The following is a 22943-nucleotide window of genomic DNA, read 5'->3' as shown; positions in this document are numbered from 1 at the left end:
ACCTGTTTATTAAATAATAAATATAATTATTATATTGATATATATTTAATTGGTGGGTCTTTAGACTTATTGTAGGAGGTGGATATGCAAAAATATAAACTATCTTACATACTTGTATTGAAATTCGGGAGGAATTCAACGTGAAAAGGATATCCATCAGTCAAAAATTACTTATCGGTTTTTCATCCGTTTTAGTGTTGTTGATAACGGTTACAGCTATTTCATACGTTCAATTTGTAAGTTTAGAGAAAACGTTCACCAATTTAATCAATGATAGAACAAGCAAATTGCTTAAAATCAAAAATATGACGATTGACCTTAAATCACAACAAGTGGCTCTGAGGAATTACATAATGCAACCTGGACAGGAGAATGAGGATGCATTTCAGCAATCGTATGAAGATTACATAAAATTGAGCGAAGATTTAAAAGCGACAGTTACGAGTTCCAATATGAAGCAATATCTGGTAGACTCCGGCGAACTGATGAGTCAATATTATGATATCTCAAAAAACGTAATGTCTTTGACCAAGCAAGGGAAGGTGGAAGAAATTTCCCGGTTAATGGAGAATACCGTTCCGCCGCTTATAACGGAATTTGAAAACATTGTTGAGTCGATGGAAAATCATCAGCAAAAAGCAATGGATGAAGGGATCGCTGCGGCCAATGTCCAGACAGCTACGGTTCTTCGACTAATCAGCATTCTGGGTATCGTCTCTATTCTTATTGGCTTAGCAATCGCAATGGTCATCGGCCGAATGATCTCAAAACCGGTGCAGGCTGTTGCACAAGCCGCCAGCCGCATTGCGGAAGGTGACTTAACAGGGGAACCAATGAAGGTTCGTAACAAAGACGAAATCGGGGAGATGGCTGAAGCATTTAATGTGATGTCTGTCAATTTGCGTAACCTGATTCATCAGGTGAATGATGGTGCAGAACGTGTAGCAGCTTCGTCGGAAGAATTAACAGCTAGTACTGAACAGACGGTTATAGCTAATGAACAAGTAGCTACTACGATGGGCGAGATCGCAACAGGAATGGATGCGCAGGTTCGCATGGTCAGCGAAGGATTCCAGACGATGAATGAACTGGCAACCGGTTTCCGGCAAGTGGCTGAAAATACAACCGTTGTTTCCGAGCAGGCTGCTGAAGCCTCCGCCCAGGCGATATCAGGTAGTGAATCCATTCGCTCAGCGGTTGGGCAGATGAATTCCATTCAGAACACGGTTTCGAGCCTTGCGGGAGTTATCGGAGAGCTCAGTAAGCACTCGACAGATATTGTGAAAATGGTTGACGCGATCTCGGAAATATCTGCCCAAACGAATCTGTTATCTCTTAATGCAGCCATTGAAGCAGCGAGAGCTGGAGAGCATGGAAGAGGGTTTCAGGTTGTGGCTACCGAGGTTCGTAAATTGTCAGAGCAATCTGCACGGTCTGCGGGAGAAATCGTCGGACTTGTTTCCTCCATTGAGACAGGCATGAGAAATGCTGCGCATTCGATGAGGGTGGTATCATCTGAAGTGCAAGAAGGGATTCAATTAGTGCACCAGGCAGGATCTACTTTTGACGAGATTCGAACTTCAGTAAGTGGTGTTGCGGGACAAGCGCAGGAGGTGTCTGCTTCCATTGAACAGATGAATGCTGGTGTAGAGCAGATTAATGTGTCAATGAAATCAATCATGGACGTAACGGAGAACGCGGCTGCGGGCACGGAAGAAGTAAGTGCAACAACCGAAGAGCAATTGTCCGCAATGCAAGAGATTGCATCGGCTGCGAATGATCTTTCATCTATGGCGGAGATGTTGCAGCAGTCTGTAGCTCGGTTTAAAGTTTCTTAATGAAGAAATAGGTGAATATGTGAAATGCCCCGGCACCATGTTAATGGTACGGGGCATTTTTGTTTGAGGTTTTTGTGGCTGATCACTCTCATTAATGGGGTAGCTTGCAGAGCAGTATGGTGATTAAAGTTGTACGCGAAGAGAGGTGGAATGAATTTGTTTATCGGATCGCAACGTTATATGTCTTCAGCCAGCTATTGATTTGAGTCAGATAAGCAAACAACTGTGGCCCTGACATTAATTGTCCAAACCACGGCAGATTGGATGAGGCATCTGGTGAAGAGGCGAGATTCCGAATCTGTACTTTGTCGATTAGAGGCAGGATCGGCGATGTTGGATCATCCAGTATTTCAAGCACTTGCTGCTTCACTGCCGCAAGATACTGAGGATTATGTGTTTTGGGATATGGACTTTTTTTACGATACAGCACATCGTCAGGCAGGACGCCTTCAAGTGCTTTTCGCAAAATACCTTTCTCTCTTCCCCCTGTAATTTTCATTTCCCAGGGAATGTTAAACACATATTGGATCAGCCGATGATCGCAATAAGGGACACGTACTTCCAAACCAGCACCCATACTCATCCGGTCTTTGCGATCCAGCAGTGTAGGCATGAAGCGGGTGATATTTAAGTAAGACATCACGCGCATCTGAGCTGTTTTCCCCGTTTCCCCTTCTAATAGTGGAACCTCTGCTACGGCATCCGAATATCGGTCTGCAAGGTAATCGAGCGGTCTGATCCATTCCCGAATGTCTGGGGATAACAGCCCTGCTCGCATGTCGGGTGCTACAGACCAAGGGAATGTACCAGAGTTCAGCATTTCATCACGGTGAAACCATGGGTACCCGCCAAATACCTCGTCAGCAGCTTCGCCGGAGATGGCGACAGTTGCTCCTTTTTTGATCTCTTTACAGAACAGATACAAAGACGAATCAACGTCTGCCATACCCGGCAAATCTCTTACCAGCATGGCTTGAGTCAGTGCGTGAACGAGTTCACCATTTTCAATTTCGATCCAGCGATGATCGGTTTTGAGCTCATCCACCATCCGCTGAATCCATGGGCCATCTGCCCCGGGCTGAAACGAATGAGCTTGAAAGTGTTTTGCATTATCCACATAATCAACCGAATACGTACTCACTTGACCTTGCCCTGTCCGGTTGTAATAATCAACAGCCAGAGCAGATAAGGCACTGGAGTCAAGGCCGCCGGATAAAAGAGAGCATACAGGAACATCAGAAGCTAACTGGCGTTCCAGCGTATCCTGTAACAGACGGCGTACTTCAGCTGCGGTCTCTTCCAGATTATGTTCGTGTTGGACGGATTCCAGCTTCCAATAGGCATAGGTCTTGATCCCATTACGGCTGTATATCATGGCGTGAGCGGGCTTCAGTTCATGAAGTGAAGAGTACACACCATGTCCTGGTGTCCGTGCAGGTCCGACAATAAATACTTCGGCGAGTCCTTCGGGGCCTACTGCGGCTTCCACATCTGGATGAAGGAGCAACGCTTTGGGTTCCGAACCAAATACAAGTGTATCCTGTGCATTACTGTAAAACAGAGGTTTGACGCCCAGGCGGTCACGAGCCATGAAGACCTGCTCTCTTCCGCCGTCCCATATCGCAAAAGCAAAGATACCGTTAAATTTTTCAACACACACCGGTCCCCATTCAATGTACGAGGCGAGCAGAACTTCTGTGTCACATTGGGTACGGAAATGGTGCCCACGCTGAAGCAGCTCTTTTTTCAATTCGGGTGCATTGTATAGTTCTCCGTTATACACAACGGTATAGGAGGTGTCTCCTTGTAACGCATGCATGGGCTGTGCCCCGTTCTCCGGGTCCATTACGCTGAGGCGGCGATGTCCAAAAGCACAGGGGTTGGAAATCCATGTACCCGAAGCGTCGGGGCCACGGTTCGATAAGCTATTCGTCATCCGCACGAGCAACTCCGATTCCTGTGTCAAATCCCGATTCCACTGTACGAAGCCGGTTATACCGCACATGGTTTGTTCATCCTTTCTTGATCGAGTCATTCATCCGTATGTTGCCAAAAATCGAAAGTAGCTAGCAAATGTTGTCTTTTTCGTCAGAGGTCGTAACAAATATATGCCGAATGCAGGCATAAAATGTCTGTCCTCTTCGGAAACTACATGTAGGGATAACAGCCTTAAGCTGCCTGTGAAGGGGAGTACATGCAATGGACAGGATCAATTATTATGTGTCTGTCATGGGCCGCTCTGTCATACCAGATCCAGCTGTAACGTCGTATGAATGGGTGATTCAGGCAACACCGCAGGAAGCCGAACATTTGCTGGGATTGCTTTATCTTATGCAGGAAAAGGAAGAAGAAGCTTTTCCAGGAATGGTATTTCCTTGGCCGGACACGCCGGAACATGATGTGAATCGTGCTTATGAAACTGTTTTGCAACAGGTATACGGGGAAATTTACCGGTTGGGAACGCCAGAGACCAGACATCAGATCGAACAAACGACATGAGCAGGGCGAGCAACATGATTGGAATGAAGCAATTGCAGATGATCAGAACAAAAGGAGAAGATGACGATGTATGCCATTCAGGATGCCAAAATACGCAGATTAACGGAAGTGGATGGGTTATCTTGTGCAGAGGTTGAAGTACAACCCGGCAACGCGGGAGATCCATCATTACTTGTATATGTAGCCTCGAATCAGCCAGGTAATGAACTGCAAGTGGTACGTATTGTGCGCAACCACTCGGATAGAGCCATTGACTGGTATAACAACAACATGCATACTGCTTTTGAAGATGCGACGGAAACGGCATTTGAAAATAGCGAGGGAATTACGGCAGAAGAGGATAAAGCTCAGTTTCAAAGTAATTTGTTTGCTTTTGGCTTGCTTGGCCCCACGCTGCAGCGGTATTTGGTTGGTCAGGGATAATCAGATACCACACTCGCGCGAGTGATTAGGGTTCTGCAAAAATCTCAAGTAACATAAAGCAGCGAAACGTATGTAGAGTTAAAGCATATTGATGATGGACAAACCCGCTGTAACAACACAGCGGGTTTGTTTGTGATAGGCCATACATATTTTGATATCCAAGTGCTAGTCTTAGTAATATTCACGCAGAACCTGAATTCCTTTCACCACATTGTATACAAAACTCAAGCCGTAGATGACAAAGAACAGAACGACAAACCCGATCGCTGATCCTAAACTGTGGGCTGTCACGAAGAAATACAGCAACGGGATCGCCGCAAGGAAAGGAAAGACATGGGAGAAAAGTGCTCGCTTCGCATGTCCTGCAATGTATTCATCTCTGGCCACAACCCATACGATAATGGGAAACAGAAACGGGGCGAAGAAAATGCTGAAATAGGATAGTGATGATAAAAGTTGTCTCATTAATATTCTCTCCTTCAATAGAATTTAATAACGTATGTATGCAACAGATTACCCAGATGGGAGGAGGCTGAATAAGTATACACCTGGTAACGATACACGTGCAGATATATGTACAGGTAAAGATACGGTACAGACGCGGGCACAAACACAGATACAGATACAGAATGGGTGGCGGGAGAATGTACATAAATAGACATTGTTTCAGATACATATATACATGATTTAGCAACGTCTTGTTGCGTGTTATATTGCTGATGTTCCAGCCGGATTTAGCAGGTGCTATCGATAATAGTCTTTATTTCTTCAATATTACCTCAAAAAGATTACCTTATTCGGCTTTTTGTCTAAGTATACCTACTCATACGATGCTGGTTGTTATTAGGATGTATTATTAATTTTTAATAAAACTATTGCTAAAAATAGAAATCGGAGTATAATAGAGATCGTGCCGAATTTTATTATACATATTTGTCTCAGTAGCTCAGCAGGATAGAGCAACGGCCTTCTAAGCCGTCGGTCGGGGGTTCGAATCCCTCCTGGGACGTCAAACAAGAAGCTTCCTTCGGGAAGCTTTTTTGCGTTCTAGGGATGAGAACCCCCAAAGGTTCGTCGTTGAAACATTAGTTTCGCCGAGGCATTGCTCATCAAGGTATTTGATTCATTAGCTATGACCTCGTGACTTTGGCTACAGGGAGCAAGCCGTTCCTAAGAAGTATTAAGCCATTTTACAATTAAATCAGCCCCTCGCTCGACTCCCCAAAATCCTAACGATCACGAGAGAAGCTATTTGCCCCATTTGTGGGGTTTTGAAATTGTAACGATCACCAGAGAGTTTATTTACTCGATTGCGTGCATCTTTTGTACTTCTTCCTCTTGTACTGTAGCTCTATATATTTGTTTATAACATCATCTCTTTTTTTCTTACTTGTTAAAAGGTATGAAGCATGAGATGTAGAGATTTCTCCCTCATCAAGCGAAGGTTCTGGTTATGCTGACAGCACTGTTATTTGATTGTTTTTTCCTATAAGTTAAATAGATTATATATATTTTATCAATAAGTGTATTTGTGCCACAATGAGGATATTAACAGTGAAAGCGACGGTGAAGTGGATGAAATCAATTAATCAGTGGCATGCGGAAGCGTATGACAATCAACTGGCTTTTGTATCGGAGTATGGAAAAAGTCTCATTCCCTGGCTTCGTCCGACAGAAGGAGAATCTATTCTTGACCTTGGCTGTGGAACCGGTGATTTAACGCATGAGATTTCCCAATACGGGGTAGCGGTGACTGGTATAGATGCTTCCTCAGACATGATTGCTCAAGCAAGGAAAAAGTTCCCGGAATTGGAGTTTTGGGAAGCGGATGGTCAGGAGTTCAAGACAGAGCGTCAGTATGATGCAGTCTTTTCTAACGCTGCATTGCATTGGATGCGCAAGCCTCGAAATGTTGTAGACGGTGTGTGGCATGCCCTGAAGCCTGGAGGGCGATTTGTGGCTGAGTTTGGCGGTAAAGGAAATGTGCAGATCATCGTTAACGCACTGGAGGAAGTGCTGGAACGGCATACTGGAATCAAGGCTTCCGAACGTAATCCATGGTATTTTCCGACGATTGCACAATACAGCACTCTTTTGGAAGACAGAGGCTTTGTGGTTCGACAGGCCTATCACTATGACCGCCCTACCAAACTAGCAGATGGAGAGGAGGGAATCATAGGCTGGTTGGCCCATTTTGGGGATGACTATTTCGAGGGATGCAGCTCTGAGCAGGTAAAGGAATGGTGTCAGGAGATTAGCGAGATCGTGATTCCTAAGCTGTGGAAAAACGATGCGATCTATGCGGATTACAAACGTCTTCGTATTGAAGCGTTCAAACCCGAAGTTTAAACATTGAATAACTTAAAGTTAATGTTATATGAATTCAAATCGCTTAACGGGCAACATTTCTCTCCCGTGTTCACGTCATTTAAAATAGTTTCAATCCAATGGATTCTGAACATCGCCAATAAAAATCATAGAAAACCATGCCTTTCTTACGTTCAGAAAAGCATGGTTTTTTCTTATTTTCATGCTGGGAATTTTAAATTTAAATATCCAAACGACAAAAATATACAAATGCGAATATTCACCCTACTAAAGACCCATATAAGTAATTTCTATATCATAATGTAAGTATTTAGAAGGAATTTGTGATATTTTGGTAGAATAATTTACCAGGGGTCAAACATCTTGCAGATTGGCGGTGAACTTGGTCGAAAGTATTGCAGTGCTTCTGGCAGCAAGATCCCATTGGTGAGGCATCTACACGAAGAAGGAGGGCATAGCCTTGAATAAACGATTGATTTCTATGTTAATGAGTGTCCTTATGGTTTTTTCCCTTATCCTGCCTACAGCTGGAGCTGCTTCTGCGGACTCCGCAATTCAACTGGATAACACATTAAACAGCACCAAAGCAAAGCAAATGAGAGAAGTGCTTGCCAGTAGGGAAGCTCGAATCGCTGCCGATCCAGTTTTGGATAAAAGCCTGAATGGTCTTGGCGGAGAGAACACACGAGTCATTGTTGAGCTTTCTAACAAACCTGTTGCTGTAGCTCAAGGCGAATCAACCCTCTCAGGAAGATCATTTACCTCCTCCATGGAAACAAAGGCTGTGACTCAAGTTGAAGACCAACAACAGTCATTTGTACATATCCTCACTCAGAAAAAAATCAAACACGAAGTGCTGGACAACTATGCATATGCTCTTAATGGTGTAGCCCTTGAAATAAAAGGGAACCAATTGGGACAATTGCTTCAAATACCAGGTGTAGTCAGTGTATATCCTGACTATGAAGTGACGCTTGCGCCTGACACAGGCGAAGTGAATCCACACATGAAAGATACAGCCCCTTTTATCGGAGCTCCTGAAGTATGGGATTTGGGGTATAAAGGAAAAGGTGTGAAAGTTGGCGTTATTGATACCGGGATTGACTACAATCACCCGAATCTGCACGATGCTTATAAAGGCGGATGGGATTTTGTAGACAACGATGATGATCCGTATGAAGCGACCTATCAGGAATGGAAAGCATCAGGCCAGCCTGAGCTTAATGAAAGAGGAAGCTCTTATTATACTTCTCACGGTACACACGTTTCGGGTACGGTCGCTGCTCGTGAAGCGGGAGACTATGGGGTTGTCGGGATTGCTCCTGAAGCGGATATTTATGCTTACCGTGTTTTAGGGCCTTATGGCAATGGACAGACGTCTTGGGTACTCGGTGGAATTGACCGCTCAGTAGCGGACGGAATGGATGTCATCAACCTGTCACTTGGTGCTGAAAATAATGATCCGAGCTATGTCACTTCGGTTGCATTGAACAACGCGATGCTGTCTGGTGTAACTGCGGTTGTATCCAGTGGTAACAGTGGCCCTAATCGTTATACTTTGGGTTCGCCGGGTGCATCCGCTATGGCAATTACCGTAGGTAACTCTACAGGGCCTAGTCAGGTCATCACGGCGAATACACATTTCTGGATTGGTGAAGAAGGTGGGGAAACGGCGCCTGAGCAACAGCCAGCTCCAGAAAATGAGCAAACTCCAGAATTGGGGAATGCACCTGAAACGCAGGAACCAGTCGTTACGCCGGTGACCGCACCAGAAAGTGGAGCGGAAGCGACTACACCGGGAGACGAAGTGGGAGATGCAACATCTGCACAGCCTGAATCTGATCAAGCTGAGGGCCCGGCAGCAAATGCTGGCAATGAAACAGCGGACGAAGTGACCCCTTTAGCTGTTACCGAATCTGTATATCGTCTGGATGTGATGGGCTGGAGTCTTGCTGCTGATCCTCAAGCGGTTTTGACAGATCGATATGACGTTGAATTTGCAGCTTTGGGTAAACCTGCTGATTTCGAAGGTAAAGATTTCACAGGCAAAGTTGCGTTGATTCAACGCGGGGAACTTGCTTTTGTCGAAAAAATTGCAAATGCCAAAGCGGCAGGAGCCGTGGCTGTTATTGTGTATAACAATATTCCCGGCCCGATTGGCGTAAGTCTTGGTGATAACTTCGACCTGATTCCGACACTGAGCATGTCGAAGGAAGATGGTGAAGTCGTTAAAGCTCAATTAGACGCGGGGCAACCTGTTGAAGTAAGCTTCAGTGATTTTGAGCGCAGTCAGACACCTGGGGATGAGATGAGTTCTTCCAGTTCCCGTGGGCCTGCAAAAGTAACATTGGATATCAAACCGGATGTTGTTGCACCGGGCTCCAACATTTTGTCCACCATTCCTGCTTACGGCAAAGATGAGCCAGGAGCCGATTATGCCCAAGCGTATGATCGCAAAAGTGGAACAAGTATGGCTGCACCGCATGTAGCGGGTCTGGCTGCACTGTTGCTTGAAAAGCACCCGGACTGGACGCCTTTTGATGTTAAGGTTGCTTTGATGAATAACGCCAAAATCATGGACACAGCTAAATATGACGTGTTTGATCAAGGTGCAGGCCGCATTCAAGCGGTAAAATCGATTGATCCTGCCGCTTTTGTTAAAGTCATGGATGTGACCCAGTATACCGAGAGTGGATCGGTTGTTGAGAAAGAAAACATCACAGGAAGCATTAACTACGGTAACTTCTTAAGTACGGATGAAAAAACAGTAAGCAAAACGATCAAGGTTCAGGCCTTGAACGGAAGCGGCGGCGAGTACACGGTGAATGTGAATCCGACTCGTACCGTGCCTGGGGTATCTGTTTCCGTGGATAAAACTTCATTCACTTTGAATGGAGAAGAAGAACTCGCCGTAACAGTTACGGTTCCTCGTGGTGTTACTGCATTAACTGAGGCACAGGGCTACATTGAAATTACGAATGGAACCAACACGTTTACAGTACCGTATGTGGCTCACTTTAATGTGACTTCAAGCGGTGTGAAATATATTGAAACGGTAAAAGGAACTGCGAAAAATCCGTTCTATTATCCGTTGAAGGCAGACGGTTCGCTGGATACGTTGAACGTTGCAATGGAATTCCATAATCCAATGACGTTTGCACTGATTGAAATTTATAACGGCCTCGACCCTGAGGGTGGTTACTATCAAGACGGATACATTGGCTCAATCTTTGGCAATTACTATAACTTCAACGCAAATGCCAGATACACGCTGGCTTGGGATGGTCAGTATTCGGATTACACAACGGAAGCAGTCACCGAACTTGCAGATGGCGTGTATACCGTAGATATCACAACCATCGGCACGGATGGCAAGACCTATAAGGAAGATACACCTCCGTTTTTGGTTAAAAAGACAGCTCCCGCAGTAACTGCTCCGCAATCATTGGAGTTCAAAGCGGAGGATGCTGTTGTAATTGACGGTACGGTGGATGACCTGTATTTCCGTGCTGCGCCTGCACTGGCTAAAGGCTGGAGCATTACGCTCGATCCGACGACAGCACTCAAAGCATCCTACGTGGTGAAAAAAGAAGATGGCTCAACGTTGAAAGAAGGCACGTTTAATGTTCAGGCAGACGGCAGCTTCCAATATACGTTGGAGGGTGTTGAAGGCGGCACGTACACCGTGGAAACGACGGTAAAAGACGAGCAAGGTCTTGCTGGTACGGCTATCACTACCATAACAGTGGAATCTGCACAGACTGAACCTGAAACACCGGCTACGAAAGCACCTGGAACACCTACGTTGTCCCACAATAACGGCTTTGTGAACGGTCTGTTAGGGGGCGACTACACGGTGTCCATGAACATGTGGTGGGGTGAGAATGCGACGAGTTACAAGTTGTATGAGGATGGCGTGTTGGTTGATTCGCAAAAATTGACCTACAATGCACCTTGGGCTCAGTTCGCTCAAACGAAAATTAAAGGTAAAACCAATGGCACCTACACGTATGTTGCCGAGCTGGCCAATGATAAGGGGGTAACGCGCAGTCAGATGCTGACTGTACGGGTAACCGATGCTTTGCCTGGCAAAGCAGTACTCTCTCATGATAACTGGGATATGGACGGCAACTACAAAGTGATGATGAACTTGTGGTGGGGAACAAACGCAACCGCGTACCGTCTCTATGAGAATGATGAGTTGATTGATACACAGTCACTCAAAGCGACAACACCACTGCCTCAATTTGCTATAACTGCAGTAAAAGGCAAAGCATCTGGTACGTATGCGTACCGTGCCGAGCTGGTTAACGCTGCGGGGGTGACAACCACCAATACCATTACGGTGAAGGTGAAGTAAAGGCAGTGAGAGCGTATTGTCTGGAAAAGTTAAACCCTCGTCCGTCCTGGCATAGCCAGTGACCAAGACGACATCTAGATATGAAAAACGGCTTCCCCTGTTAAGCGTACAGGTGGAGGCCGTTTCTTGTTGTTTGCTTACAGGGAGGGATCGAGATCCGTTCTCCTGGTGGTATGAGGTATCTCAGGAAATACGCCTGGGTGGTAAGTGGAATAATGTTTATTTATCCATATATAATTGGTGAATTGTAGCATTTGTCCATTCATTTCAAATTCTTCTTCACTAGTCACCGTATGCTTGAACCCATTCTGCATTAAAACTTTTTGAGATGCTATATTGTGGGTGGTCGTTTTGGCATGGACTTCCTTTATATCTAAATCAATGATTGTATGGAGTAATAATTGTAAAGCTTTTTTCGCGATGCCTTTCCCGATGTGGATTTTTCCTACTCTATAGCCGAGAAATCCTATTTTATTTGAAAAGTTGATATCCACTAAATTTATTCTTCCAAGAATAGAATGATGTTCATCTTTTATTAAATAAAAATAGGAGAGCCCTTCAGCTTGTTCATCAAGCAACAGTTCATTTCTTGCTCTAAAACTCTCAGGTCTGTAATAATCATCTCCTCGAGATGGTATCATTTCCTCAAAAAAAGTTCTGTTTTCAACTTCAAACTTATGTAGGTTTTCAAAGTCTGCATCTTTTAACTTCTCAATTACTAATTTCATGATTCCTTCTCCAATCAACTTAAAGTTAATCACTACAAGGTTGCTTATGTAAATTAAATATAGGCTATGATGTGAATAAATGTTGACCCTTAACTTCTATTTTATAGAAATTATGTCTTTTATAATTAGTATAACACTCTTGTATGGTAAAAGAACATCAGGGTATGTTTTCTTGTAAAGAACTCAATCAGAGCGTGTTTTTTGAGTAAGTATTGCCTCGCAAGTCCCGGCTTAGCCAGTGACCAAGACGGTATCTAGATATGAAAAAGGCCTCCTCCTGTTAAGTGTACAGGAGGAGGCCTTTTCTTGTTGTTTGCTTCCAGGGAAGGATAGATATCCGATATCCTGGTGGACTTTTTTCATAAAACTAAGAAACGGTTCGATCTTTGCTCGCCTGAAGTCCTGTCATAAGCAGCCCGATCGCGAGAAGTACCTGAATGAGCAGTGGAAGTGTCCATCCTTTCGTCCAGTCGTGCATTAAACCGAACAGTAAAGGGCCGCCTGCTGCAAGCATGTACCCAAAGGATTGAGCCATTCCGGAAAGACTTGCAGCCTCTCGCGCATGACTTGTGCGAAGAACAAAAAACATCGTGACCAGACCAAAGGAGGCCCCGGCACCAATTCCGGCTAGCGCAACTCCGATGGTGACGAGAACAGGCGCATCGCTGAATAGTAACGCATATCCGATGATGAGACACAAACACGTTATGGTGGTGAGCAACCGTTGATCTCGTGTTTTTCCAGCCAGAATCGGCACGATAAAGGTAGCAGGTACACTAACCATTTGCATCAGAGACAACATCCAGCCAGCTGAAGCCGCACTGAAACCTTGATCCGCCAGAATCTCGGGAAGCCAAGTTATCGTTGTATAGAAGATTAACGACTGAATGCCCATGAACAACGTCACGAACCAGGCGAGAGAAGAAGTCCGTAAACGTGTGGGTGCGTTCTCGCTCTGGGAAGTGACATAGAGCATCTGTTTGCGCCCTCTCCGTGCCTGCGGAAGCCATAGAAAGACAGCCAGTAGGGATAGACACGCCCACACGCCTAAGGAAGCCCGCCAACCAAGCGAAGAGGCTTCTGCCACGGGTACACTAATACCCGAAGAGATTGAGGCAAACATATTCATCGAAACAGAATACAGTCCGGTGATGATGCCGACTCGTAACGGGAAATCACGTTTGATCAGACTTGGCAGGAGTACATTGCTAAGGGCGATACCGCATCCAAGAAGTGCCGTTCCCGCATAAAGAGCAAGCACGGAAGGGAGTAAGCGCAAGGTGATTCCGCTGGTAACAATAATGACAGCAAGCAGGAGGGCGGTCTCCAGCCCAAAACGTTTGGCAAGGCGCGGGGCAAAAGGAGAGACAGCTGCAAAAGCGATCAAAGGCAGCGACGTTAGTAATCCAGCCATCGTATGTCCGATGCCGGTGTCTGAACGGATTAATTCCACGACGGGACCGGTGGCTGTGATGGGTGACCGCATCGTAGCAGCGATAACAATTATTCCGGCGAGTAACAACCCGAATGTTTGAGATGTTTGTTGAGACGGTTGTTCTCCCCCGGAAGGAGCAGAATGCTGTAGTTGTGTAGTAGGTGAGGGCATCATTAATCTCCTGTTTCCAAATAAATATGTAAAGCGAATTACTGAACCAAACAAAGTACAGCTTCTATAGGAAGTTGATATGTATGGATTGGTACAATATTCATTAAACAAGCATAACATTGTGTGTCATATGGGGCAATGGAAAGCAAAACTTAACAAATGTTTGCTCTTATTGATAGTTTACATTGACATTACTAGTTGGACTAAGTGTGGTGACAGATGACTTTTAGGATTATGTGAAGTACTTTGCGCGAACCGCCCCCTGTCATAACTAGGGCAATTGTGATGGAGCTGGAGTGAAATCGTAAGGATTGAGCAAGAAAATGAGATGTAATACTAACGAAGGCGTCGAGAGGTGGATAATAGAGAGTTAGGCTGGGGAAATGTAGGAAATGATATGCTGTGACCGGAGAGAGAGGAACTGAGTGTGTAAAAGGTATCTCGTGTAAGGTAATTTTAGAAGGGAAAATAAAACTTAGTCATACCGTTATTTATCTTGTGCTCACATGGATCACAGAGAATTTGGAAATGACTCAATATGGACACTGTTTTCTAACGATCACCAGAAACCTTATTTGGAGGAAAAAGAACCTTTTCAAATTCTAACGATCCTCAGGAACGCTATTTAGACAATTTAGCGCGAAAAAGCACAAAGTAAGCACGAAATCGATGAAATAAGCTCTCTGGTGATCGTAAGAAAATTAGAACGGCGAAAATGGGGCAAATAAGCTTCCTAGTGATCGTTAGAATTTTTGGCATGGTGGGGAGGTGGGGTGACCTAACTGCAAAATGGCTTGTTAGCTTTCAGAAACGGCTTGCTCCTTTCGTCAAAGCCTTAAGGGTAGAGCAGACGAAGCGAATACTTACCAACCAAGGCCAAGCGAAGCTGATGCTCCGGCGAACCTATGGGGTCTCCCATCCCCAGAACGCAAAAAAGCTCCCCGAAGGAAGCTTCCTTTTTTGACGTCCCAGGAGGGATTCGAACCCCCGACCGACGGCTTAGAAGGCCGTTGCTCTATCCTGCTGAGCTACTGAGACATAGAAATTTTTCAAGCAAAAATGATTTTATCACAAATAAAAAGATATATCAAATGTTTTATTTTAGGCTTGTTTTCATATATGATATTTGGCGGCCGCAACGTTTTTTTCTTTCTAATTAAGGTTATGTTAGAATATCAGAAGAAATCAGAAAATAGATCCATATTTCCTTGATATATATCTATTCACGGCCGATTCGGGCTGGAGATTCAGGAACAGAGGAGGTGCTCCTATCAAGGAATCCACAACCCCGGAAACCGAGCACAACAATAAAATTGTGCTGTTTCCAAAAACGCTGGACTATTACCAAATACAGCTGACAGTTATGCTTGAAAATGAACGTTACGGTGAAGCAATGGACTTGCTTCGCTTTTTGTTGCAATGCCAAGGGCAGGAAGAACGCCACTATGACGAGTGGAGGGCGTTGCTGGAGTGGCTGCAGGCTGCTTTCCCTCAATATGAAGAATTAGAAATGCAGACCATTCGAGAAGAAGAGGAAGAAGACATCAGCGAGGAAGAAATGGCAAGGCAACACGCCATATCGAAACTTGCTCAGGACGATGGTTACGCAGATAAGCTGCTCCGGACGGTTATGGAAGGCCCGCTATCTGAACAGACGATGCTGGCTCTCGAGCAACTGGCATTTTTGGACGTTCCGAAGGTGGATGAAGAACTGATTGGGTGGCTGCAAACGAAGGTGCTTCATCCTCTATTACAGTTCAGAGTCATGCAAACCCTGCGTCGTCGAGGAGTACAAGACATCATTCATTTCACTAGAGGTGACGAAGAAGTAGAGGTTGATATCGCTAGCGTTCCACTTAAACCGGAAGAATTCCCACTTCAGATTGTGCAGATTCTGGAACGGGTGGCAGACCAGACGGAGGTTCATGAACCTACGCTCTTTTATTTTGCCCAGGAACTGTGGATACAATATGTTATGGCGGTCTATGGAACACGGGATTACCAATCCATGCTTGAGCAAAATGATGCGATGACGGACATTTGGGCGGCTGCGCTACATATGACGGTTGCAGACAGTCTGGGAGGCTCGCACGATGAGGAAAACACGCGCTCGATGTACGCTGTGACAGGTGCAATGAGGTTTCGACTGGAGCAGGCGTATCGCTCTATGAAACAGTTTGTTTCCGCCGGTTTGGACGGTCATTAAGAGACGGAAACGTTTACCTTAAACCGTATCAAGGGATTCCCCTTGAAAAAGAATGTAAACTTGTTTATACTAAAATGGTTATTTTGTGCGTGATCGCCTACGTGAACATGTGAATTTTGGAGGGGAAAGTATACAATGAAAGCAACTTGGGAAAAGATAGAGAAGAACCTTGGGGTTCTTGAGGTTGAAGTCGGTGCAGAGCGCGTAACAGAAGCACTCGACAAAGCTTTTAATAAAGTAGTAAAACAAGCGAACGTGCCTGGATTCCGTAAAGGTAAAGTGCCGCGTCCAATCTTCGAAGCTCGTTTCGGAGTGGAAAGCCTTTATCAAGAAGCAATCGACATCTTGCTTCCAGAAGCTTACACAGAAGCGATTGATCAAACGGATATCTTCCCAGTGGATCGTCCTGACGTAGACATCGAGCAATTCGGTAAAGGACAATCCTTCAAATTTAAAGCGAAAGTAACTGTGAAACCAGAAGTTACCCTGGGTAACTATAAAGGAATCGAAGTTGCTGTAGCTAAAGGTGAAGTAACGGATGCAGAAGTTGCAGAAGAGCTGGAGCGTTTGCAACAGCGTCATGCTGAACTGGTTGTAGTTGACGAAGGTGCTGCAGCGAACGGCGATGTTGCTGTAATCGACTTCGACGGTTCTGTTGATGGTGTACCTTTCGAAGGTGGACAAGCTGAGCGTTATTCCTTGGAACTGGGTTCCAACACATTCATTCCAGGTTTTGAAGAGCAAGTAGTGGGTCTGTCCACTGGCGACTTCAAAGACGTGGAAGTGACTTTCCCAGAGAGCTACCATGCAACAGAGCTGGCTGGCAAACAAGCAGTATTCAAAGTGAAAGTTCATGAAATCAAACGCAAACAACTTCCAGAATTGGATGACGAGTTTGCTAAAGATGTTAGCGAATTTGATACTCTGGAAGAGTACAAAGCTGACCTCAAAACACAACTGGAATCCCGTAAAGCAGATGAGTTCAAAGCTGCACAGGAAAATGCAGTTGTAGAAAAAGTAGCTGAAAACGCTGAAGTGGACATCCCTGCAGCAATGGTTGACAGTGAAGTACAGAACATGATGCGCGATTTTGACAACCGTCTTCGCAGCCAAGGCATGAACCTTGAAATGTTCATGAGCTTCTCCGGTCAGACTCAAGCTGACTTGAGAGCACAAATGCAAGACGATGCTTCGAAACGTGTTCGCAACAACCTGGTGCTTGAAGCAGTAGGTAAAGCGGAAAACATCGAAGTTTCTGATGAAGAAGTGAACCAAGAACTCGAGAAAATGGCTGAATCTTACAAGCGTCCTGCTGAAGAGATCCGTGGCATCCTCGAAGGTAACGGTTCCCTGGAAAGCCTTCGTGATGAAGTTAAATTGCGCAAAACAATCGATGTTCTCGTTGAGAACAGCAAAGTTGTTGAGCCAGTTGAAGCTCCAGCCGAAGAAGTTGCTGCAGAAGCTGACGAAAAATAAGACAGGCTGTGTGATTTCGACAGCTATATAAACGATAAGGCACGTGAGTCATTGCGTGCCTTATTTTTAAATTGCGACATCCATTTTATAGAAAAATGAGTGTTGATATGGATTCTCATTCATTTTATTGCAAGGTGCCCATTTTCCGTTGATTTCAAACCTTTGTTCTTGGACGGAAATAAAAAAATACCAAGACGGCATAGGATGGATGTAATTTGCACATACATAGAAAACATGGTTAAATATGATCAGGCTACATCGTAAACATCCCTAAAATAACGTGTTTTCTGAAAAATGACATTGTCAAAGGAACATGTTAAAATGATTTTGGGTTTGCTTTACAGTCAGCCTATGTCTAATTACATGTAGAAAAGAGGTTGGTCTCATGAGTCTGGTGCCAATGGTTGTTGAACAAACCAATCGAGGCGAGCGTTCTTACGATATATATTCACGTTTGCTGAAGGATCGCATTATTTTTCTGACCAGTGCGATTGATGACGATGTAGCCAATCTTGTCATAGCTCAGCTTTTGTTTTTGGCAGCCGACGATCCTGAGAAGGATATCAGCTTGTATATTAATTCACCTGGTGGTTCTGTAACGGCAGGGATGGGTATATACGATACGATGCAATTTATCAAGCCGGATGTATCTACCATTTGCGTAGGCATGGCAGCAAGCATGGGCTCTCTATTGCTGACCGCAGGCGCTCCAGGCAAAAGATATGCGCTTACGAACAGTGAAGTGATGATTCATCAGCCGCTTGGCGGCGTTCAAGGACAGGCTGCGGATATCAAAATCCACGCAGAATGGATCATTAAAACTCGTCAGAAACTGAATCAAATATATGTTGATCGTACAGGTCAGCCCCTTGATAAAATTGAGCGGGACACAGACCGTGACTTTTTCATGAGTGCGGAAGAAGCAAAAACGTACGGCATTATTGACCAGGTGCTCAGCAGACCGATCAATTCCTAAAGGGGTGGTTTCATGTTTAAATTTAACGATGAGAAAGGGCAGCTGAAATGCTCTTTTTGCGGTAAATCTCAGGAGCAGGTTCGCAAGCTGGTCGCTGGACCAGGCGTATACATCTGTGATGAATGTATTGAACTTTGCACCGAAATCGTAGAGGAAGAACTCGGTCATGATGAAGAAGTAGACCTGAAAGATATTCCGAAACCAAAAGAAATTCGTGATATTCTTGATCAATATGTTATTGGTCAGGAACAAGCGAAAAAATCTTTGTCTGTAGCAGTGTACAACCACTACAAACGGATTAATACACAAAGCAAGATTGAAGATGTAGAGCTGTCGAAGAGTAACATTTTGCTGTTAGGACCTACGGGTTCCGGTAAAACGTTGCTTGCACAAACGATGGCGAAAATTCTGAACGTTCCTTTTGCTATTGCGGATGCAACTTCATTGACAGAAGCGGGATACGTGGGTGAGGATGTCGAGAACATTCTGCTTAAGCTGATCCAGGCGGCTGACTATGATGTAGAAAAAGCAGAACGCGGCATTATCTATATTGATGAGATTGATAAAGTAGCACGTAAATCGGAGAACCCTTCCATTACGCGTGACGTATCCGGTGAAGGTGTTCAGCAAGCTTTGCTGAAAATTCTTGAAGGTACAGTTGCTTCAGTGCCGCCACAAGGTGGTCGCAAGCATCCACATCAAGAGTTCATTCAGATTGATACAACTAATATTTTGTTCATCTGCGGTGGTGCCTTTGATGGTCTGGAGCAAATGATCAAACGCCGGATCGGTAAAAAAGTCATTGGCTTTAACGCCGCTACGGAGCAAAAAGATCTGAAACCGGGTGAATACCTTGGTATGGTATTGCCGGAAGACTTGCTGAAATTCGGTTTGATTCCGGAATTCGTAGGCCGTCTGCCAGTAATCTCTACGTTGGAGCCATTGGATGAAGATACGTTGGTACGGATTCTGTCCGAACCGAAAAATGCGCTGACGAAGCAGTACCAAAAACTGCTTGAGCTAGATAATGTCAATCTGGTGTTTGAACCGGGTGCATTGCTGGCGATTGCCAAAGAAGCGATCAAGCGTAATACGGGTGCACGTGGTTTGCGTGCGATCATTGAAGGGATCATGCTCGAAATTATGTATGAAGTGCCTTCACGTGAAGACGTGACCAGCTGTGTCATTACGGAAGAAGTTGTTGAGAAAAAAGTTGTGCCTGAACTTGGCCAATCAAAGGACGATAAGCAGGAAGAGAGTGCCTAATGGGTACTGCTTCAGCTGAGCTTTGAAATATAGACTTGTCAGTTCTCCACTTGGGCAGAAGGCTTATATATGGTCTTTTGTCAGAGTGGAGCTTTGACGTTGTGGGGAGAGAAATCACTCATGTATTTAAGACAAGACACCCGTCCCGTAAAAGTAGGGAACTTGACCATTGGTGGCAGTAACGAAGTTATTATTCAAAGTATGTGTACGACCAAAACAGCTGACGTTGAAGCGACAGTTGCAGAGATTTTGCGATTGGAAGAGGCTGGATGCCAGGTGGTACGTGTAACAGTGAATAATGAGGAAGCTGCGGCTGCGATTAAGGAAATCAAGAAGCGAATTCACATCCCGCTCGTGGCAGACATACATTTTAACTACAAGCTCGCCTTGCTTGCTATCGAGAATGGTATTGATAAAGTTCGGATCAATCCAGGCAACATCGGTAAACGTGCTAAAGTGGAAGAGGTTGTCAAAGCGTGCAAGGAAAAGGGTATTCCGATTCGGATCGGGGTAAACGCGGGTTCACTAGAGAATCATCTGCTTGAAAAGTATGGCTATCCTACAGCAGATGCTATGGTCGAAAGTGCGTTATTCCACATTGGCATTTTGGAAGAGCTGGATTTCCACGATATCATCGTTTCACTCAAAGCGTCCGATGTACCGATGGCCATTGAAGCTTATACGAAGGCAGCTCAGATTATTCCGTATCCGTTGCACCTCGGCATTACAGAAGCGGGCACATTGTTCTCGGGCACAATCAAAAGTTCCGCGGGTATGGGCGCACTGCTCTCTATGGGAATTGGTTCAACGATGCGTATCTCGCTTAGTGCCGATCCGGTTGAAGAGATTAAAGTTGCGCGCGATCTGCTCAAAACGTTTGGACTGATTTCCAATGCAGCTACATTGATCTCTTGCCCAACTTGCGGGCGTCTGGATATTGACCTCTTCTCGATCGCCAACGAAGTGGAAGAGTATATCTCCAAGCTTAAGGTACCGATCAAAGTATCTGTACTGGGCTGCGCGGTAAATGGTCCAGGAGAAGCCAAAGAAGCGGATATTGGCATTGCGGGTGCCCGTGGAGAAGGTCTTTTATTCCGTCATGGCAAAATGATCCGTAAAGTGCCGGAAGAGATCATGGTAGAGGAATTGAAAAAAGAAATCGACAAAATTGTTGAAGCGTATGAAGAAACAGGGGTTATCCCTGGACGTTCGCACTAATTTTTTTATGTACAAGTGTTCTCCATAAGAAATGGTTCCTATCTTATCCAAATGATAGTGATACGTTTAAATAGGTGAAATGTGGAAGCCTGTCATACGTGGCGGGCTTTTTGCATGCTCAGGAACAAATTCTCAAGCACAAATTCGGCTTGTTCCGTTTACGTCTCGCTGAAAAGGCTATACTACCAAGTATTAGCATGATTACAGATGAGAAGAAGGATAGAACAGGAGGATGTTGAGATATGGGTGAGTTTGGCATGATATTCATGTTGATACAGTTATTTTTTGGCGTGGTGATCGGGTTATACTTCTGGAATTTGCTTCGAGGCCAGAAAACGAATCGAACTGCTGTTGAGCGTGAATCACGAAAAGAACTGGAGAAGCTGCGAAAGCTGCGTTCGATATCACTGACGAAGCCACTGGCGGAGAAGACGCGTCCAGCCACCATTAACGATATTGTTGGGCAAAAAGACGGACTACGCGCGCTCAAGGCTGCTTTATGTAGTGCCAATCCGCAGCATGTGATTATATATGGCCCGCCGGGAGTAGGGAAAACGGCAGCCGCAAGGGTAGTGTTAGAAGAAGCGAAGAAAAACCCGACTTCTCCCTTCAAAGCCGATGCTAAATTTACGGAGCTGGATGCCACAACGGCTCGTTTTGATGAGCGAGGTATTGCGGATCCCTTGATTGGTTCCGTTCATGATCCGATCTATCAGGGAGCAGGAGCTATGGGCGTGGCAGGAATCCCTCAACCAAAGCCAGGTGCGGTGACGAAAGCGCATGGTGGTATGCTTTTTATTGATGAAATTGGAGAATTACATTCCATTCAGATGAATAAACTGCTCAAAGTGCTGGAAGACCGCAAGGTCTTTTTGGAAAGTGCGTACTATAACTCGGAAGACACGCATACTCCTGCTTATATCCACGATATTTTCCAGAATGGGTTGCCTGCTGATTTTCGTCTGGTTGGGGCGACGACACGTTCCCCGCATGAGCTTCCTCCTGCCTTACGTTCACGGTGTATGGAGGTCTATTTCCGTCCATTGTTACCGGAGGAGATTGGAAAAATTGCGGAAGATGCTGTTCAGAAAATCGGGTTCAGTCCTTGTCCGGAAGCCGTGGATGTAGTCAAACGATATGCGACCAATGGGCGCGAAGCGGTGAACATCATTCAGCTAGCTGCTGGACTTGCACTCACGGAAAAGCGTGAGACACTTCAGGCTTCTGATGTCGAGTGGGTTGCTGGAAGCAGTCAGATCCAGCCAAGGCCGGATCGTAAGGTTCCTTCCAAGCCGCAGGTCGGTTTTGTCAATGGCCTTGCCGTTTACGGACCGAACATGGGTACTATTTTGGAGATTGAGGTGTCAGCGGTTCCTGCACCAAAAGACCAGGGCCGCATCAACATCACAGGCGTGGTGGATGAGGAAGAGATTGGAGGCGGTTCCCGTACACTTCGGCGGAAAAGTATGGCTAAAGGCTCGGTTGAAAATGTGTTAACCGTCTTAAAAGCGATGGGCATCCGCACGAGTGATTATGATTTACATGTGAATTTTCCGGGAGGTACGCCGATTGATGGTCCATCGGCCGGAATTGCCATGGCTACAGCAATCGCTTCAGCCATTCAAGGACGCCCTGTAGACCATGAGCTTGCAATGACAGGCGAGATCAGTATTCATGGCCGGGTTAAACCGATTGGCGGTGTACTGGCGAAGGTGGAGGCGGCTTTTCAGGCGGGGGCGAAGACGGTCATTATACCGGCGGAGAATTGGCAGTCCATTTTTGATAATCTGGATGGGTTGCGGGTGATCCCTGTAGATACGGTCCAGGATGTATTCCGTGAAGTCTTTGGCTGGGAACCGGGAGCGCAGCAAGTGGAACAGCAGGTAGTTGCAGAAGAGACTGCGTTACCTAAACCGGAGATCTTTCCTCCGGCATCCGCCTCTTTTTTACGGGCAGAGTCACCTCGTCCAGGTCCAGTTACAGATTCGGGGAGCTGCTAAGCACTTCCCTTCATTGGTT

15 protein-coding genes and 2 tRNA genes are annotated in these 22943 nt (G+C 45.4%); 12 read left to right on the top strand and 5 right to left on the bottom strand.

Annotated elements, in window-relative coordinates; translation table 11 throughout:
* Window positions 1–140: 140 nt before the first annotated feature.
* The gene (locus tag EC604_RS13000; protein WP_123064581.1) at window positions 141–1838 is read left to right on the top strand and encodes a methyl-accepting chemotaxis protein; all 1698 of its coding nucleotides are present in this window, start codon (window positions 141–143) and stop codon (window positions 1836–1838) included.
* 160 nt (window positions 1839–1998) lie between these two features.
* Here EC604_RS13000 and asnB read toward each other — a convergent pair whose 3' ends face one another.
* The gene (gene asnB / locus EC604_RS12995; protein ID WP_123064580.1) at window positions 1999–3843 is read right to left on the bottom strand and encodes an asparagine synthase (glutamine-hydrolyzing); all 1845 of its coding nucleotides are present in this window, start codon (window positions 3841–3843) and stop codon (window positions 1999–2001) included.
* A 194-nt stretch (window positions 3844–4037) separates the two neighbouring features.
* On the opposite strand from asnB, the gene EC604_RS12990 reads away from it, so the two are divergent.
* Entirely contained in the window at window positions 4038–4337 is a 300-nt protein-coding gene (locus tag EC604_RS12990) for a hypothetical protein (protein ID WP_123064579.1), read from the top strand.
* A 66-nt stretch (window positions 4338–4403) separates the two neighbouring features.
* Entirely contained in the window at window positions 4404–4760 is a 357-nt protein-coding gene (locus tag EC604_RS12985) for a hypothetical protein (RefSeq protein WP_123064578.1), read from the top strand.
* 171 nt (window positions 4761–4931) lie between these two features.
* Here the strand turns inward: EC604_RS12985 and EC604_RS12980 are convergent, their stop codons facing one another.
* The gene (locus tag EC604_RS12980; protein ID WP_123064577.1) at window positions 4932–5225 is read right to left on the bottom strand and encodes a DUF4870 domain-containing protein; all 294 of its coding nucleotides are present in this window, start codon (window positions 5223–5225) and stop codon (window positions 4932–4934) included.
* Window positions 5226–5695: 470 nt separating this feature from the next.
* On the opposite strand from EC604_RS12980, the gene EC604_RS12975 reads away from it, so the two are divergent.
* The 3 genes from EC604_RS12975 (at window position 5696) to EC604_RS12965 (ending at window position 11448) form a co-directional block, all read left to right on the top strand.
* Window positions 5696–5769, top strand: a tRNA-Arg gene (locus EC604_RS12975).
* Between the two features lie 566 nt (window positions 5770–6335).
* Window positions 6336–7109 carry a class I SAM-dependent methyltransferase gene (locus EC604_RS12970; protein WP_123064755.1) on the top strand — a complete coding sequence of 258 codons (774 nt, stop codon included), beginning with the start codon at window positions 6336–6338 and terminating at the stop codon, window positions 7107–7109.
* 439 nt (window positions 7110–7548) lie between these two features.
* Window positions 7549–11448 carry a S8 family serine peptidase gene (locus EC604_RS12965; protein WP_123064576.1) on the top strand — a complete coding sequence of 1300 codons (3900 nt, stop codon included), beginning with the start codon at window positions 7549–7551 and terminating at the stop codon, window positions 11446–11448.
* 137 nt (window positions 11449–11585) lie between these two features.
* On the opposite strand, the gene EC604_RS12960 is transcribed toward EC604_RS12965, so the two are convergent.
* The 3 genes from EC604_RS12960 to EC604_RS12945 all read right to left on the bottom strand — a co-directional run bounded on the left by EC604_RS12960 (window position 11586) and on the right by EC604_RS12945 (window position 14820).
* A complete protein-coding gene (locus EC604_RS12960) occupies window positions 11586–12176 on the bottom strand; it encodes a GNAT family N-acetyltransferase (RefSeq protein WP_123064575.1) in 591 nt (196 codons plus the stop codon).
* A 367-nt stretch (window positions 12177–12543) separates the two neighbouring features.
* On the bottom strand, window positions 12544–13782 hold the full coding sequence (locus tag EC604_RS12955) for a CynX/NimT family MFS transporter (protein WP_123064574.1): 1239 nt from the start codon (window positions 13780–13782) through the stop codon (window positions 12544–12546).
* Between the two features lie 964 nt (window positions 13783–14746).
* Window positions 14747–14820, bottom strand: a tRNA-Arg gene (locus EC604_RS12945).
* Window positions 14821–15097: 277 nt separating this feature from the next.
* Between EC604_RS12945 and EC604_RS12940 the strand changes: the two genes are divergently transcribed.
* From EC604_RS12940 to lonB, 6 genes are all read left to right on the top strand, one after another.
* Window positions 15098–15988, top strand: a complete 891-nt coding sequence (locus EC604_RS12940) for a hypothetical protein (RefSeq protein ID WP_429352010.1) — start codon at window positions 15098–15100, stop codon at window positions 15986–15988.
* A 135-nt stretch (window positions 15989–16123) separates the two neighbouring features.
* Complete coding sequence (gene tig, locus EC604_RS12935) at window positions 16124–17464, top strand: trigger factor (protein ID WP_123064571.1); 1341 nt, start codon at window positions 16124–16126, stop codon at window positions 17462–17464.
* A 385-nt stretch (window positions 17465–17849) separates the two neighbouring features.
* Window positions 17850–18440, top strand: coding sequence for an ATP-dependent Clp endopeptidase proteolytic subunit ClpP (clpP, locus tag EC604_RS12930; RefSeq protein WP_090919143.1), 591 nt, complete (start codon window positions 17850–17852; stop codon window positions 18438–18440).
* A gap of 12 nt (window positions 18441–18452) precedes the next feature.
* Window positions 18453–19706: an ATP-dependent protease ATP-binding subunit ClpX gene (clpX, locus tag EC604_RS12925; RefSeq protein WP_090919142.1), complete on the top strand. Its 1254-nt coding sequence runs from the start codon at window positions 18453–18455 to the stop codon at window positions 19704–19706.
* Between the two features lie 120 nt (window positions 19707–19826).
* Window positions 19827–20924, top strand: a complete 1098-nt coding sequence (gene ispG / locus EC604_RS12920) for a flavodoxin-dependent (E)-4-hydroxy-3-methylbut-2-enyl-diphosphate synthase (protein WP_123064570.1) — start codon at window positions 19827–19829, stop codon at window positions 20922–20924.
* Between the two features lie 242 nt (window positions 20925–21166).
* Window positions 21167–22924 (top strand): ATP-dependent protease LonB, encoded by a 1758-nt coding sequence (gene lonB / locus EC604_RS12915; protein ID WP_123064569.1) that lies wholly within the window; start codon window positions 21167–21169, stop codon window positions 22922–22924.
* The last annotated feature ends 19 nt before the right edge of the window (window positions 22925–22943 follow it).

This window comes from Paenibacillus amylolyticus, from assembly GCF_003719335.1.
GTDB lineage: Bacteria > Bacillota > Bacilli > Paenibacillales > Paenibacillaceae > Paenibacillus > Paenibacillus amylolyticus_D.
Note: the sequence above shows the minus strand (reverse complement) of the source record. Positions and strands in the feature narration are given on the sequence as shown.

Excerpts from the sequence above, each read along its gene's own strand:
- tig (WP_123064571.1), top strand. The coding sequence starts at position 16,124 with ATGAAAGCAACTTGGGAAAAGATAGAGAAGAACCTTGGGGTTCTTGAG.
- ispG (WP_123064570.1), top strand. The coding sequence starts at position 19,827 with ATGTATTTAAGACAAGACACCCGTCCCGTAAAAGTAGGGAACTTGACC.
- lonB (WP_123064569.1), top strand. The coding sequence starts at position 21,167 with ATGGGTGAGTTTGGCATGATATTCATGTTGATACAGTTATTTTTTGGC.
- EC604_RS12955 (WP_123064574.1), bottom strand. The coding sequence starts at position 13,782 with ATGCCCTCACCTACTACACAACTACAGCATTCTGCTCCTTCCGGGGGA.
- EC604_RS12980 (WP_123064577.1), bottom strand. The coding sequence starts at position 5,225 with ATGAGACAACTTTTATCATCACTATCCTATTTCAGCATTTTCTTCGCC.
- EC604_RS12970 (WP_123064755.1), top strand. The coding sequence starts at position 6,336 with ATGAAATCAATTAATCAGTGGCATGCGGAAGCGTATGACAATCAACTG.
- EC604_RS12985 (WP_123064578.1), top strand. The coding sequence starts at position 4,404 with ATGTATGCCATTCAGGATGCCAAAATACGCAGATTAACGGAAGTGGAT.
- asnB (WP_123064580.1), bottom strand. The coding sequence starts at position 3,843 with ATGTGCGGTATAACCGGCTTCGTACAGTGGAATCGGGATTTGACACAG.
- EC604_RS12990 (WP_123064579.1), top strand. The coding sequence starts at position 4,038 with ATGGACAGGATCAATTATTATGTGTCTGTCATGGGCCGCTCTGTCATA.
- EC604_RS12960 (WP_123064575.1), bottom strand. The coding sequence starts at position 12,176 with ATGAAATTAGTAATTGAGAAGTTAAAAGATGCAGACTTTGAAAACCTA.
- clpP (WP_090919143.1), top strand. The coding sequence starts at position 17,850 with ATGAGTCTGGTGCCAATGGTTGTTGAACAAACCAATCGAGGCGAGCGT.
- clpX (WP_090919142.1), top strand. The coding sequence starts at position 18,453 with ATGTTTAAATTTAACGATGAGAAAGGGCAGCTGAAATGCTCTTTTTGC.